The following is a 14771-nucleotide window of genomic DNA, read 5'->3' on the forward strand; positions in this document are numbered from 1 at the left end:
CGCCACGGACGGCCGTCAATCCCAGATCCCGCGCAACCGTACTTTCTACGGTGTGTGCCGGCCTCGCTGCGTTCCATATAGGCCGCTCGCGGAGTGGGGGCTGACGTTGGGCGAAGACCGGCCGGACGAGTATCACGTCTACCTGAGACACGACGACGTCATCTATTTCCTGGCGGCGGACGGGACGTTCGTGTCGGACCTCGAAGGCGGTCGCGCTTTCGAGAGGATCGAGGACGCGTTCGAGGTGATCAACGCCATGACGGATGGGCGCGATCTCCCGAGGGAGCATGAACCCGGAGTGGTTCGGAACGCGCACCGCTTCTACGGGCCACGCGCCCGAGGCTGAGGGCAGGCGAACCCGCACGCAGCAGGGAGGGGGAGACCTGACCGGCATTTGGACCGGGCGGACCGAGGCTACCGCGTGGCGGCGGTTCTGGGTGGCCGACAGGCGACATCCGGGAAGCACATGGGTGCGGGCAGGAGGTCGTCCAAGGACGAGGGCGCCGAGCCCGTACCAGCGGCCCGCCACGTGTCGCACGCTGAGCGCCCCCCGGGCCGAGACATCGTCAGCGCAGGCCGATCCTCAAGCAGGCGACCCGCCTGAAGCGCAGGCTGAACTGCCTGAGCAGTCTGTACGGCAGCAGGACCGTGTTGCCCGCCGGGCGCCGGACAAAGGCCCCGGGCAGACCGACCTGCGCTGTCGCCACCATGCGGTCGCCGATCCTAACACATAAGCACGGCGCAACAGCCCCTTCTGGCGCCTCATCAACAGGAAGAAGCGCTCGGTGGATGTGCCGCCGTGGACGCGGCTGCTATAATAAGGCCAGAGCGTGCGCGCGCTGCCGCCCGGGAAGTCCGCCCGCGCCGAGCCGCTGTCGGGCATGAACAAGGTGTCGTGGATGAAGGCGGCGTCGCCGACCCGGTAGGCGACGGAGGCCAGGGTGTGGCCCGGCGTGAACAGCACCTCGACGTCCAGGTTGCCGATCCGGAAGCGCTCGCCGTCGGCGAAGAGGCGATCCCACTGCGAGCCGTCCGCCGGGAAAGTCTCGGGCAGGTTGTAGAGCCCCTTCCAGAGCTTCTGCACCTCGACGACCTTCTCGCCGATGGCGGTCGGCGCGCCCGTCCTGTCGTGCAGGTAGCCGGCCGCCGAGAAGTGGTCGGCGTGCGGGTGCGTGTCGAGGATCCACTGCAGCCTGTAGCCCGCGCGCGCGATATGGGCGAGCAGGGCATCGGCCGAGCGGGTGGCGGTCGCCCCCGACTTCGGATCGAAGTCGTGCACCGGGTCGACGATGGCGCAGTGTTTCGTCTCCGCATCGGCGACGACGTACTGCACGCTGCCCGTGCGCTGCTCGTAGAAGCCCGTCACGAGCGGGCGTCCGTGCAGGGACGTTGCGGTCAGGTCTGACATGCATTCCTCCGGTTCGGGATGAACGGCTTCGGGGCTCTGGACGTCACGCCCGACCGAGCAAGGCTGGCAGGCCGCGCGCGACGACGTAGAGGCCGACCAAGATCACCAGGCCGGCGAAGGTGATGGTCAGGGCGCGCTTGTGCCCGGCGAGACGCTGGCCGAGGCGGGCGCCGACGAGGCCGCCGAGCGCGCCGCCCAGGATGAACAGCCCGGCCAGCGTCCAATCGATCAGGCCGGAGACCGCGTAGCTCGCGGCGGTGGCCGCCCCGAAGGCGCTGACCGCCACCAGCGAGGTGCCGATGGCCATGGGCAGCGGCATGGACGTCGCCAGCATCAGGCCCGGCACGATCAGGAAGCCTCCGCCGATTCCGAAGAAGCCGGAGAACAGGCCCACCGCGAACCCGATGCCGAGCAGCCAGGGCAGGAGCACCGGGGCGCTCCGTTTGGTCAGGCGCACGTCCGGATCGCCCTCGCCGCGCCGCCGGCGCAGCATCAGGCCGCCGACCGCCAGCATCACGAACCCGAACAGGGCGAGCAGGCTCTGCCCGTCGACCGCCCTGGCCGCGGCCGAGCCGGCCAGGGCGCCGAGGACGCCGGCGAGCGAGAACGCCCCTGCGCACCGCCACTTCACGTTCCCGGCCCGCCACTGCGGGACGAGGTTGCCGGCCGCGCTGACCGAGACCGCCAGGGCGCTGGTGCCGATGGCGACATGGGGCGAGTTCACGCCGACCGCGTAGGTCAGGAGGGGCACTGCCAGGATCGAGCCGCCTCCGCCGACGAGGCCGAGGACCACGCCGACGAGCCCACCCGAGCCCGCCGCCAGGCCGAAGGTGACGAAGCTCGCCATCACGCATCCGCCGGCGCGGCAGAGGTGGACGCCGCTTGCCGGGAGACGGCGGATGGCAGGGCCTGGAACAGCAGCATGCCGACGACCATGGCGGCGACGAAGACCGCGGCCCGGGTCGGCACGACCGAGAGGAGGGTCAGCGCCGGCCCGGGGCAGAGGCCGGCCAAGCCCCAGCCGATGCCGAAGACCGCGGCGCCCGTCAGCAAGCGCGGATCGAGGTCGCGCCGCGTCGGGATCTCCAGCTTGGGCGCGAGCACTGGCCGGCCCCGGCGCGTCGCGATGCGGTAACCGGCGGCCGAGACCGTGACGGCACCCGCCATGACGAAGGCGAGGCTCGGGTCCCAGCGGCCGGTCACGTCGAGGAAGGCGAGGACCTTGGCCGGGTTGGCCATGCCGGAGACGATGAGGCCAAGCCCGAACAGCAGGCCGGCCGCGAACGCGGACACGATCCTGGACATGGTCAGGCTCCGATCAGGTGACGCGTGACGAAGACCGTCACGGCGGCGGCGGCCATGAATGTGCCGGTCGCCACGAGGGAGCGGGGCGAGCCGCGGCCGACGCCGCAGACGCCGTGGCCGCTGGTGCAGCCGGCTCCGAGCCGCGCGCCGAAACCGACCAGCAATCCCGCAAGCCCGAGGAGCGGGAGCGAGGCCTCGACCGCCACGGGCGGCCTGCCGCCGCCGAGGCCGGCGTGGACGAGGGGCGCGAGAAGCAGGCCGGCGAGGAAGGCGGCGCGCCAGCCGATCCCGCCGGTGCTCGGCGGCAGCAGGCCGCCCAGAATGCCGCTGACGCCCGCGATGCGGCCGTTGAGTATCAGGAAGAGCGCTGCGGAGGCGCCGATCATGAGACCGCCGAAAACGGCGGAAAGCGGGGTGAAGGTATCCATGGCACTCACTCCTGGACCGCGGTGCCGGGCGTCTCGCGCAGGCTTGGAGCGATCCCTCAGGCGCCGGGGGCGTGGCCGTCGTGAGCGGCAGCGTCCAGCGACGGCGCCACCAGATTAGTGATGTCTAAATTAGAAATATCTAATCAAATGTCAAGGGATGGCGGGGAGACGCCGGATGGTCCGGGACGGCGGAACGGGCCGCGCTCCACACCGCCCCTGGCGTGAACCGCCGGATCGAGGCGGCGCTTCACGAGAGCCTCCGCTGGCACGGGGGCATCCCGAGGCGAGCGGCCGGCGGTCGCGCGAACTGGACGGGAATGGGATCGCGGGCCCACGTCGGCGGCCAACGCGGCGACGCTGGCCGGGATGGCTCTCGGGAGCGGTCACGGACCGGCGCCGGTCACGGCTCCCGGCGGCCGTGGCCGCCTTTCTGCCGCCTCACGCCGTCCAGGACTGGGGCCCGCCGTTGCCTGTCCTGAGGCGCCTCGACCTTCGGGCCGCCCGGGCGATCGATGTCGAGCGCGACGCCCTGCGGGCACGCCGGGGGTTCCGATCCGGTTGGCCCCGGAGCCGACGACCGTGGCAGCCGGGTCGACCACGCCGTCACGGCGGCGCTGGGTGGACGGCCAAGCCGCCGACGCGGCGGAGCGCGCGCCTGGCGGAGCCCTGGTTACCCGATCAGCCCGCCTCCGGGCAGAAGATGTCCTTGAGCGTCGCGAGCAGGCGCGCGGCGCGGGGATCCTCCAGGCGATAGTGGAGCGTCTGGCTCTCGCGCCGGAAGGCGACCAGCCCGTCCTCGCGCAGCTTGGCAAGATGCTGCGAGAGGGCCGATTGGCTGAGGTCCACCGCCTCGGCCAGGCTCGTCACGTCCATCTCGCCCCGGGCGACCAGCAGGCATAGGATGAGGAGACGCTTCTCGTTCGCGAGAAGGCGCAGCAGGCGCGCGGCATCGGCCGCCTTGTCCTGAAGGCGCAGCAGGTCGGTCGTTGTCACCGCATCCATCGACGTCGGCCGCCCTGTATTAGACAACCCTGTTTTAGCTGGCACTAACATGGTGGCTCTGACAGGAATTCCCAACCCTGGCGATGCCGGGCAGGCAGACGTGGCCGGCGCGTAACGCGCTCGACATCTTCGCCCGGCATCGCATGTTTCCCGCGGGAGCATCATCCGTCGAAGCCGGTGAGTCCACCGTGGGACGCAGGACAACCGCGCCTGCGGGCGGGAGCGCGCGCTCGAAGCCGTCCGGGAAGCTCTCTGATGGACGTCTCAAGGCGGCGCCACCGGAATTCAGTCGGCAGCGGCGGGCTCGGCACGCGCTCGGGGGAGACCGCCCGGCAGGTCGCTCTCGCGCAACGGGTTCATGGTCCGCGCCGCGGCCAGCACGGGACGGCGGCGTCGGCCACACCGGGACGGGCAGAGCACACGCGCCCGCCCACGCCCGTCGGCGCCGGCCAGCGACCGAGCCTGCCGATCCCCGGGAACGGACTGTTTCATGCGCTCTTCACGCAGACCCGGGGATCCGCTGTCAACCGCTTGAACTTGCTCACACTCTGCGTCCTTGCTCATTCACGAGCCGGAGCAGGCCGAGCCGCGTTGACCTGGCAAGTGATGAGTGCCTTCCTCCGCCGTTCGCGAAGGCGCAGGCTCCCACGTCGAGGCAAGGCTTCTCCCCAGGCATCGGCACCGGACCCTCCGTTCCGGGAACATGGCGGCCTTCCGAACAGGCCGGGTGATGCCCGCGCAGCGGCCTGCGGAAGCCCGGCCGCTCTTCCTCGTCGCTCATCCAGCCCCGACGTCGGCCATCGCGGCGCGGGTCACCGGGACGACCCGGCCGCTCGTCACGAAGACGATCAGGCCGAGGCGCGCGCCCGTCGCGAGAAGGTATCGGGCCACCTGACGCCGGTAGTCGGCGAGGACCGCCTCCGCAGGATCCACGTCGCTTTTCCAGTCCACCACGATGTCCGGCTTGCCGACCGCGTCGCAGGCAATCGCGTCCACCACGCCCGCCGTCGCCTGGTCCTCGTCGGCGAGGCTCTCGAACCCGAACACGGGCAACTCGGCCTGGAGGCGCTCGCGGATCCCGGCGATCTCGGGAAGGCCGAGCGCCCGGGTCACGCTGGCCGCGACCTCGGCCAGGTCGACCTCGGCCCCGGCAGCGTCGCCGGTTCCGAGACCGAGCTGCCGGGCGAGGAGCCCGGCGCGCCGTCCGAGATCGTCGCCTTCGCTCGCCTCGCCCGTGAGGATCTCCTCCAGCAGCTTGTGGATGAGGATGCCGCGCTCCCGGCTGCCTGTCGGCCGTCCCCCGGGTCCGCGCCCGCCGTCGGTACCGCCCTCGACCAGGCCGGGGGCGCCGGACGTCTCGGGACCCGCCGCATCGCCGCGGCTGGGGACGATCCAGCGCAAGCGGCGCTGCCGGGCGACGGCGGCGGCCTCGGCGGCGAAGATTTCCCGTGTCTGACCGTTCGCGAATTCCGGCGCGACGGCCGGCGTCCCGACCGGCAGCCGCTCCACGTCGATGGACGGCAAATCCGCCAGCCCGAGGTCGACCACCGCCGACCAGGACGTGCTGGCGCCCGGCTCGGCGAACCGCGTGAGCACCAGCGTCTCGCGGGCCCGCGTCGCCGCCACGTACCAGAGGCGGACCCGCTCGTTCCCGACCTCGCGCTTCTCGGCCTCCAGCGCCTCGTCGTAACCGGCCGGGCGCACCCCGAAGACCGGGCAGTAGAGACAGTTCGAGGCGCGGTCGACCAGGGCTCCGGAGACGGCCTTGGTCCGGGTGGTGGTGTTGATCGGGATCACGACGGGCCATTCGAGCCCCTTGGACGCGTGCATGGTGAGCAAGGAGACCGCGGCCTCCTGCGCGTCCGGCCGGCCCTCGACCGTGCGCGTCCGGCCCTCCCAGGCCGCCCTCATCGCCCCCGCGAAGGCCCGCAGGCCGCGCACGGCGAACGGGCGCGACATTTCCAGGAACAGGTCGATGTTGGCCAGCGCCCTCTCGGCGTGGCCGTCGTGACGCTGCTGCACCACCGGGCGCAGCATGAGCGCGTCGACGGCTTGGCTGAGGATGTCGTGCGGTGTCGTGCCGAGCGCCCGCTTCGCCAGGGCCTGCAACCGTTCCAGCACCGGCCGGGCCACCGGATGGTTCACGTGCGCGACATCGACGTGCAGGCGCAGCCTGGGGACGCTCTCCGGGCGCTCCGGGTCGCGCGGCAGTCCGTCGACGAGGTCGAGCAACTCCTCGTCGGTCAGGCCGACGGCCGGCCCCCGCAGCAGGGCCCCGAGCGCGAGCGTGTCGCGCGGGTCGGCGAGCACCCGCGTCAGCGCGATCAGGTCATGCACCTCCTGCCGCCGGAAGAAGCCCTTGCCGGCCTGGGTCGAGACGGGGATGCCCCTGGCCTCAAGCGCCTCCTCGTACCGCCAGAGGTCGCTCCCGCTCGGTGCCAGCAGCGCGATGTCGCCGGCCCGGAGCGTGCGGGTGCCCGCGCGCTTGCAGGTCACGAGCTGGTGCCCGATCAGGCGCGCGCAAAGGTCCGCGACCGCTTCCGCCTCGGCGTCGCGCAGCGCCTCCGCGGTCCGCTTCGCCCCGTCGGCACCGGCCGGCACGTCGAGCGCCGCGATGCAGGGTCCGCGGTCGTGGTCGGGATGGAAGGCGTCGAGCGCCGCGAACCCGGGTTGCCCGACCCCGTTCAGGATGTCGCCGAAGCGTTCGTCCACGTAGGCGAGGATCGAGCGGCAGGACCGGAAGTTCGTCGAGATCGCGAGGACGTCGTCGGGCGAGCGCGCGAGGATGCGGTCGCGCGCCCGGACGTAGGTCGACACGTCCGCCCCGCGGAAGCGGTAGATCGCCTGCTTCGGATCGCCGACCAGGAACAGCGCGCCCGGCCGCAGCACGCGTTCCGTCCACGCGTCGGCCGCGCCGTCGGGCAGCTCGCCGCACAGCCGCCAGAGGATCTCCGTCTGAATCGGGTCCGTGTCCTGGAACTCGTCGACCAGGACGTGGCGGTAGCGGCGCCCCAGCGCCTGCCGCACGGTCTCGTGCGCGCGGAGCAGCGTGGCGGCCGCGGCGATCAGGTCGTCGAAATCGAGCAGGGCGCCGTCGCGCTTTCGGGCCTGGTACCGGTCGAGAACGGTCCGCACCGTTCCGACGAGCCTGGCCAGGAGTTCGCTCGCGGCGTTGGCCTTCAGCCGGCGCCAAGCCTCGCAGCACGCGACGTGCAGGCGCTCGGCCGACGCCTGGAGCCGGTCGGCCTCCGTCTTCGGAAGGCCGACCAGCTTGGCGGCGCCGGCCCACTTGCCTTTGCCCCCGCGGTACTTCGCGAAGTCGCCGTCCGCCTTGCACAGGCTCGCCTCCGCCGCCGCCGTCAGGATGGCGACGAGGTCGGCGTCGGCGACGCCGGTGTCCGGCAGCCGCGCGGCCATCGCCTGGAACGCCCGCACGTTCGCGGCGGTCTCACCCTCGGAAACCCCGCAGCTCCGCTGGAAGTCCGCGAAGGCCTGCACGCTGGCGCCGAAGGCCCGCACCAGGTCGGGAAGGGGTTCCGCCGGCGCGGTGCCCACCGCGCGCCCCTCGCGCAGGCAGCCGGCCACGCGGTCGATGGCCGCCAGGGCCGCGTCCGGGTCGGCCAGCACCATCTCCGCGACAAGGCCGCCGCCGCCGGAGAGGCACTCGCGGAGCCAGCCGTCGCGCAGATCCTGGAAGATGCCGTCCGCCTCCGCCTCGTCGGCGACCCGGGCGCCCGGGTCGATGTCGGCCTCGACCGGGTAGGGCTTGACCAGGCGCTGGCAGAACCCGTGGATGGTGGTGCAGGCCAGCGCGTCGAGATGCTCGCCGGCCTCGACCAGCCGGGCTCGCTGATCCGGAGACAACCCGTTCGGGAGGACGACCCGCAGCTCCTCCGGGACCTGCCCCTCGACCAGCCGGCCGACGACCTCGCCGACGCGCTCCAGCAGCTCGCTGGCGGCGAGTTCCGTGAAGGTGACCGCCGCGATGGATCCGGGGGCGACGCCCGCGGCCAGCATCATGGCGATGCGGCCGGCCATCAGCGCCGTCTTCCCGGATCCGGCCCCGGCCTCCACGAGCAGCGACCTGTCGTGGGCGGTCATGGCGAGCGCGCGCTGGGCCGCGTCGGCGAGGCCCCGGTCGTGGGCGGTCATCAGGCGGCCTCCCAGACGCGGGCGGCCTCGCCGAGCGCCGTCGTCACCAGGTCGTGCTTGCGCGGGCAGTAGGTCTTGTCGGCGTTCGCCGGCAGCGCGAAGGCCAGGTCGTTCCAGGCATCCCGGGCATCGGGGCCGGCGAAGGCGTTGCCGGCCCGCAGGCTCGCGCCGGCCGCGACGAGATACGTGGCCAGCTCGTCGAGGGCCTCGTCCGGCCGTTCGAGCCGGAGGCACAGGGATTCCCGCGGGAAGTGCAGCGAGGCATCGATCGACACGTCCGCGCCGAGGAGCACGCGGGTGGCGTAGCCGTACAGGCACCGCTGCAGTTCGCGGCCGCCGTCGAGGACCGTCCCCGCCTCGCGGGGCTTGCCGGTCTTGTAGTCGCGCACCCGCGCGCTGCCGCGGTCGTGCGACAGGTCGAGCCGGTCGATGTAGCCGGAGATCCGGAAACCGGTGCCGGGTATCGTGACCGTGGCGTCGCTGTCCCAGGGGAGGGGGTGGTGGTCGCGCTTCGGCGGCTGCCCGCCGAACGGGACCTCGACCCAGCTTCCCTGCCCGAGGAGAGGCTGGTCGGGGTGGGTGAGCGCGGCCAGGGCGAGCGCGGCCGTCTCGTCCAGGGTCCGCCGCCAGATCAGCCGCGGCGGGATCGGGCGCTCGCGCTCCCAGACCTCGGCGACGGTGGCGAGGACCGCGGCCAGCGCCCGGCGCTTGCCCGCGTCCGTCGACGGGGCGAAGCCGCCATCCGCCTCCAGGGCGACCACCGCGCGTTCGAGCACCTCGTGCAGGAGGTTGCCGAAGGCCTGATGACCGAGCGTGAGCGGCTCCGCGGCCGCGTCGGCCGTCTCCAGGCCGAGCCCGTAGGTCCAGACGAAGCCCAGCGGGTCGCGCAGGAGCTTGCGCAGCGACCGGGCGGAATGGGTGCGATCCAGGATCGCGAGCACGACCGGGTGGTCCGGCCGGACGCGCCCGTCGTGCGCGGTCAGCTCCGCCCGGCCCCAGGCCCGCCAGCAGCCCGCCGCGCAGATGGCCGGGGCCGTCGCGCGGAACTCCGCCGGCCGGGCCATGAGTCGGTCGACCTCGCCCACGGCGTGGGCCGGGACGCGGTTGCGCCCCAGGTAGGTCTCGGCCGCGCCGAACTCGCGCAGCAGCGGGCTCCTCCCGAGCAGGCGCCCGTCGGGGCCGCGCCGCGGCCGGGACAGCACGACGGCCCCGGCGCTGGTGGCCAGAATCGCGCGGAAGTCGCTCCTGTCGGCCAGCGGCCTGGGGAAGGGGTCGAGAAGACGGGACGGCACGAGATGGTCCGACAGCAGCCGATCTTCCGCGCTGACCTGCGGCCAGCCGCGCGAGCTCAGCCCGAGCAGGCGCACGAAGCGCCGCGGGGCGGCGGCCAGCGCCGAGGCGGGGGCCCAGACGACCGAGGCGCAGGCGTCCGCCCCGTCGTCGATGCGCAGGCGTCCCAGCGTCAGGTCGACGACGGCCGGCGCCCCCTCGATCAAGGCCTTGCGCCAGATCCGGAGCGCCAGGCCGTGCAGGAAGCGCTCTCCCGCCTCCGCCGCGACCGACACGCCCTGCACGAGCACGCCCACGACGTCCCGCAGCGCCGGGACGTGGTCCTGCCCGTCCGGGAAATCCTCTGCCCGGAGGCTGTTCAGCAGCCGTTCCCAGGCCGTCGGGTCGGTCAGCGGCGCCTCGCGCGGAAGGACGCGGGTCCATCGCTCGGGCAACGCGGCGAAGGGACCGGGGCCGTCGCGCAGGAGGGCCGCCAAGCGGCGGACGCCGTCCTGCGAGATCCCCCTGACCAGGACGTCGGCGAGGGCGGCCGCGGCCTGCCCCTCGCGGACGCTGGCGGCGGGCACCCCGTGGACGAAGCGCACGTCGAGGTTCGCCTCCGCCCGGAGCGCGAGCACGACGTCGTCGTACTCCTCGGTGCGGCAGGCCGCGACCGCGATGTCCGCGGGCGCGGCCTGCCCGGACGCCATCAGCTCGCGGGCCCAGCGCAGCGCCTCCAGGACCTCGTGCCTCGGGGTCGCCGCGCTGCAGACCGCGACCGCCGGCCGTTCCGGCGCGCACGTGACGACGCGGATGCCGGCCGCCTCCACCCAATCCGGGACGGAGCGCGGCCCCGCCACCCAGGTCACGGGAACGTGCGCGACCAGGGATGCGACGAGGCCGCGCCAGCACGGCGGCACGTCCGGGAGCCCGACGATCTCGACGGGCCCGAGCACCCGCGGCGCGTGGGCGAGACGCGCCCGCGCGGCCTCGGCGAGGTCGACGGGCCGCATCATCCCGGCCGGCAGGCGGGCGAGGACGGCCTCCTCCAGGCGCCGGACCGAGGCGGTCCGGTCGGCCGGGTCGGCCGACCGCGCCAGGTCGAAGGCGGCCAGCCACGCCTTCCGCACGGTCTCGGCGGCGGCGTCGACCATGCCCGGCAGCGTCTTGATGGGATCGAGCTCGCCGAGGTCCGTTTCGGCGAGGGCGGCCGGCAGAAGGCTCTTGAGCGTCTCGTCGTCGACCGGTCGCGCGAAGCCCCCGGCGAGGCGCGCCACCATGCGCTCCACGGGCATGAGCTGGACGCCATGGTCGGACCGGCGCGCGGCGGCCAGCCGGCCGTCCGACATGGCGAGGCGGCCTTGGATCACCACCGTCCGGCGCGCCATCATGCGAATCATTTCCCCGACCGTCGACCGTCACCCATCTCCGGCGAGGCTGAAGAAACGGTCAAGCTCGTACGAGTCGCCCCGGCCCAGCCGTGCACAACCTGCTCGAACCTGACGATGGCCGAGGCTTTGGCTCCGCGCCCGGGCGCGAGCTTGCGCGCTCTTCCCGGCGCGCCCGTGCCCAGCGCGGCCCGCTCGGGGTCGCCAGCTTCCCCTGGGCCCGCTCGGCCGCGCCCGTCACCGGGCGTCAGGCTTCGGGCACGCCGTCGAGCATCTCGGCGGCCAAGCCCGGCATCCGCGCCAGGACGCCCTCGTTTCGCCGGGCCCAGAAGCGCCGCAGCAGCGTCTCCGGAACATGCTCGTCGTACTTCGCGGTCTGGATGGTCCCGACGAACTCCGCGACGGCCGCGAAATCGCCCGGCACCATGCTCGCAACCCTGCGCAGGACCGCTCGGGCGTCGTCCGGGCTCACCCCGGGGAGCGTGACGCCAAGGTCGTGCGGCTCCGCCGGCAACCCGAGCATCGACAGGATGACCGCCAGGACGTCGCACGTCGCGCTGCCGCGCCACGCGAAGAGGTGAAGGTCGCGCCCGGTGTGCACCATCCGGGAGCGTCCCAGACCGAGGCGGCGGTAGGCCGACCGCCCCTCCGCGAGGAAGGTGCGGGCCCGCGCGTCGAGGTAGGCCGGCACGTCGTCGGCCTCGAAGACGCCGCGCATCTCCGCGAGGAGGCGGTCGTGCGTGGGCTCGGCGAACAGCCGCTCGAACTTCGGGATCACCCCGCCCCGGTGCGCGGAGACCTGCAGGACGTGGGCCCGCTCGTCCACCTCCTCGACCAGCCAGCGGCGCCCGGCGAAGACGACCAGGGTGCCCTGGGCGACCGCGTTGGTGAGCGGGATCGTGCCGAGCGCCCGGGTCCCGGCGACCAGGCGCCACTCCGCCCCGCTGTCGAACAGGGCGTAGAACTCGCGCGCGTGGACGAGGCGCTCGCCGCGCTCGCCCAGGAGCAGCGTGCCGTCCGGCGCCTGCTCGATGAGGCCCACCCCCGTCCGGGCCGCGCCGCGCAGCAGCTCCGCGAAGTCGCCCGGCGTCACCGAGGCGAACACCCCGGGACCGCAGAGAAGCCGATGGAGCGCGTCGGCCCGGGCGCCGCCGCGCTGCGCGATCACGGACAGGACCTGGTGCAGCAGGGCGGTCGCGAGCGCGGCGTCGCTGGCCAGCGGCGGCTCCACGAAGCGGGCGGCGAGCAGGCGGATGGCCGCGACCGCGCGCACCGCGTCCTGGCGAAGCTCGTCGAGGACCGAGGAGCGCGTGTCGAGCTCCTGCTCGCGGACGTAGATCCGGAGGATGGCGGGCACGCCCGGCCGCCGCCCCGTCCGGCCCAGGCGCTGCCGCAGCGACGCCAGCGAGCGGGGCGCGCCGACCTGGGCGACGGACCGCACCGAGCCGATGTCGATGCCCAGTTCCAGGGTGGAGGTGCAGACCGCGGTGGTCGGCAGGGACGCGTCCTTGAGGCGGCTTTCGAGCTCCTCGCGCAACTCCTTGGAGAGGTTGCCGTGGTGCGGGAAGAACTCGTTGGGGACCTCGCCCCGTTCGGCCCGGCGCCGCAGCCTGTCGGAGAGGGCCTCCACCAGCCGCCTGGAGCCGCCGAAGACCAGGTTGTTGCTGCCCCTCAGCGAGGCGAACAGGTGGTCCGTGATCGCGTCGAGTGCCGGCACCGGCCCTGCGCCGGCCGCGCCCTCCGCCTCGGCCCCGTCGGTGCCGTCGGCGTCGAGCGGCTCCAGGTAGCCGAGGATCCGAAGCTGGAGGTCCAGGCCGGCCCCGCCGTCCTGGAGCAGGCGGACGCGCTCCGGCGCGGTCGGGCGAAGCCAGGCCGCCGCAGCCTCGGCGTCGCCGATGGTGGCCGACAGGCCGACCCGTCGCGTCCTGCCCGGCGCGCCGAGGGCCTCGACACGTCTCAGCAGCGACGCCAGGTGGAGCCCCCGTGGGCCCGACAGGAGGGCATGCACTTCGTCGACGACCACGAAATCCAACGCCGCCAGCAATCGACTGGCATCGGCGGGACGCCGGATCAGCAGGGCCTCGACGGATTCCGGGGTGATCAGGGCGATGCCGGCCGGCTTGGCCAGCATCCGCGCCTTGGCCGATTGCGGCGCATCCCCGTGCCAGCGGACAAGCGGGATCTCCATCCGCTCGCAGAGCTGGTCGAGCCGCTGGAACTGGTCGTTGATGAGCGCCTTCAGGGGGCTCACGTAGAGCACCGCCAGGCCGGGTTCGGCCCGGCCGGCGATCCGGGTCAGGATGGGCAGGAAGGCCGCCTCGGTCTTGCCGGCCGCCGTCGCCGCGGCGACCAACACGTCGTCACCGCCGTCGAGGACGGCGTCGATCGCGCGCGCCTGGATGTCCCGCAGCCCCGTCCAACCCTGCTCCCGGATCCAGGAGCGGACCTCCGGGGCGAGGCGGTCGAAGGCCCCGTCGCGGAGGCGCCGCTCAGAGGCGGAAGCTGACGAGCTCATCGCCGGGCGCCGGGCTGGAGGGGACGTCGGCGTCCGCCCCGGCGTCATCTGCCTGGTCGTCGCTGCGGACCTCGACGTGCCCGAGCAGCTCCTTCCAGCCCGTGCCGGGGTTCTGCTCGATGACGGCAAGCAATTGAACGAAGGCGCGGATCGTGTTGCGCGGCGTCCGGAAGTAGGCCTCGCCGATCCGGTCGTTGCAGTGACCCATGAAGGCGCCGAGCGCCTCGTCCGGCACGAGGTGCCTGGCGGGGTCGCCGCCGGCGAACACCGCCCGGATGTTCGACAGCAGGATCAGCATGTCCTCCGGGGTCAGGTTCTGCAGCCGGATCACCGGGCCCGACAGGTCGACCAGGCCGCCCTTCGCGAAGGCATTCTCCGCCAGCCGGCTCTGGAGCGCCTGGTAGCTGTACAGCCCGCGGCGGGTGTCGAGCAGGAATTCCGGCGTGCCGCCCAGGGCCAGGCCGAGCCCGCGCACGTTCCCCTGCAGCACATCGTTGAGGATGCGCAGGACCTGCTCGAAGTTCTGGTTGCGCGCCTGCGCGCTCTGGAGCTTGTACAGGTTGACCAGCTCGTCGAAGACGACGAACAGGCCGCCGTAGCCCGCGAGCCGGACGAAGGCGGCGAGCAGCTTGAGCGCGTCGTAGACGTTGTCGTCGTCGACGATGGTCCGCACGCCCAGCGCCTGCCGGGCCTCGGTCCGCGTCGAGAACTCGCCGCGGAGCCAGCGCAGGGCCGCCGCCTTCAGCGCCTCGTTCCCGTCCTCGCTCCCGCGCCAGTACGCCTTCAGGACGACCGCGTAGTCGTAGCCCCCGACCTCGTCCTGGAGCGGCGCGAGCCTGCGGTCGATGACCCGCTCGACGGGCAGGCCGGCCTGTTGCGCCTCCTTGACCGCGTCCGTGACGAAGCGCTCGACGACGCTGCCCAGGGCGCCCCCGTCCGGCTTGGTGCGGGTCGCCATGTTGCGCAGGGCCTCGGCGTAGAGGGCCCGCGCCTGCCCCGCGCTGGCGTGCAAGCGGCGGTCCGGCGCGAGGTCCGCGTGCACGGTGACGAGCTTGCGTTCGAGGGCGACGAGCCGGACCAGGTTGAGGAAGAAGGTCTTCCCGGCCCCGTACTCGCCGATCACGAACCGGATCGAGGACCCCTCGTCGGCGACGCGGTCGATGTCGCGCACCAGGGCGGCGATCTCGGCGGCGCGCCCGACCTGGACGTGGCGCAGGCCCGTGCGCGGCACGACGCCGGCCGAGAGGGCCTGCAGGATCGCGTCACGGTCCCGCGGGCGGATGGTCGGGGCTGGCTGCATGGGG

The 14771-nt window shown here is 73.3% G+C and carries 10 protein-coding genes; 1 reads left to right on the forward strand and 9 read right to left on the reverse strand.

Going from position 1 to position 14771, the window contains the following annotated elements; genetic code table 11:
• Positions 1 to 106 precede the first annotated feature (106 nt).
• Complete coding sequence (locus MFF56_RS25110) at positions 107 to 346, forward strand: hypothetical protein (RefSeq protein WP_066918773.1); 240 nt, start codon at positions 107 to 109, stop codon at positions 344 to 346.
• 237 nt (positions 347 to 583) lie between these two features.
• On the opposite strand, the gene MFF56_RS25115 is transcribed toward MFF56_RS25110, so the two are convergent.
• The 9 genes from MFF56_RS25115 to MFF56_RS25155 all read right to left on the reverse strand — a co-directional run bounded on the left by MFF56_RS25115 (position 584) and on the right by MFF56_RS25155 (position 14767).
• Positions 584 to 1408 carry an MBL fold metallo-hydrolase gene (locus tag MFF56_RS25115; RefSeq protein ID WP_238231524.1) on the reverse strand — a complete coding sequence of 275 codons (825 nt, stop codon included), beginning with the start codon at positions 1406 to 1408 and terminating at the stop codon, positions 584 to 586.
• Positions 1409 to 1451: 43 nt separating this feature from the next.
• The gene (locus MFF56_RS25120; RefSeq protein ID WP_066918775.1) at positions 1452 to 2255 is read right to left on the reverse strand and encodes a sulfite exporter TauE/SafE family protein; all 804 of its coding nucleotides are present in this window, start codon (positions 2253 to 2255) and stop codon (positions 1452 to 1454) included.
• Positions 2255 to 2713: a YeeE/YedE family protein gene (locus tag MFF56_RS25125; RefSeq protein ID WP_012752928.1), complete on the reverse strand. Its 459-nt coding sequence runs from the start codon at positions 2711 to 2713 to the stop codon at positions 2255 to 2257. The genes MFF56_RS25120 and MFF56_RS25125 overlap by 1 nt, the downstream gene beginning before the upstream one ends.
• Positions 2714 to 2715: 2 nt before the next feature.
• A complete protein-coding gene (locus MFF56_RS25130) occupies positions 2716 to 3141 on the reverse strand; it encodes a YeeE/YedE family protein (protein WP_066918776.1) in 426 nt (141 codons plus the stop codon).
• A gap of 678 nt (positions 3142 to 3819) precedes the next feature.
• Positions 3820 to 4143: an ArsR/SmtB family transcription factor gene (locus MFF56_RS25135; RefSeq protein WP_012752930.1), complete on the reverse strand. Its 324-nt coding sequence runs from the start codon at positions 4141 to 4143 to the stop codon at positions 3820 to 3822.
• A 777-nt stretch (positions 4144 to 4920) separates the two neighbouring features.
• Entirely contained in the window at positions 4921 to 8295 is a 3375-nt protein-coding gene (locus MFF56_RS25140; protein WP_066918778.1) for a UvrD-helicase domain-containing protein, read from the reverse strand.
• Positions 8295 to 10955: a PD-(D/E)XK nuclease family protein gene (locus tag MFF56_RS25145; protein ID WP_153874040.1), complete on the reverse strand. Its 2661-nt coding sequence runs from the start codon at positions 10953 to 10955 to the stop codon at positions 8295 to 8297. Before MFF56_RS25145 ends, MFF56_RS25140 begins: the two co-directional genes overlap by 1 nt.
• Positions 10956 to 11199: 244 nt before the next feature.
• A complete protein-coding gene (locus MFF56_RS25150) occupies positions 11200 to 13467 on the reverse strand; it encodes a DEAD/DEAH box helicase (RefSeq protein WP_012752933.1) in 2268 nt (755 codons plus the stop codon).
• Positions 13442 to 14767 carry an ATP-binding protein gene (locus MFF56_RS25155; protein WP_066925038.1) on the reverse strand — a complete coding sequence of 442 codons (1326 nt, stop codon included), beginning with the start codon at positions 14765 to 14767 and terminating at the stop codon, positions 13442 to 13444. The genes MFF56_RS25150 and MFF56_RS25155 overlap by 26 nt, the downstream gene beginning before the upstream one ends.
• Positions 14768 to 14771: the final 4 nt, after the last annotated feature.

It is taken from the genome of Methylobacterium hispanicum (assembly GCF_022179285.1).
Lineage (GTDB): Bacteria > Pseudomonadota > Alphaproteobacteria > Rhizobiales > Beijerinckiaceae > Methylobacterium > Methylobacterium hispanicum.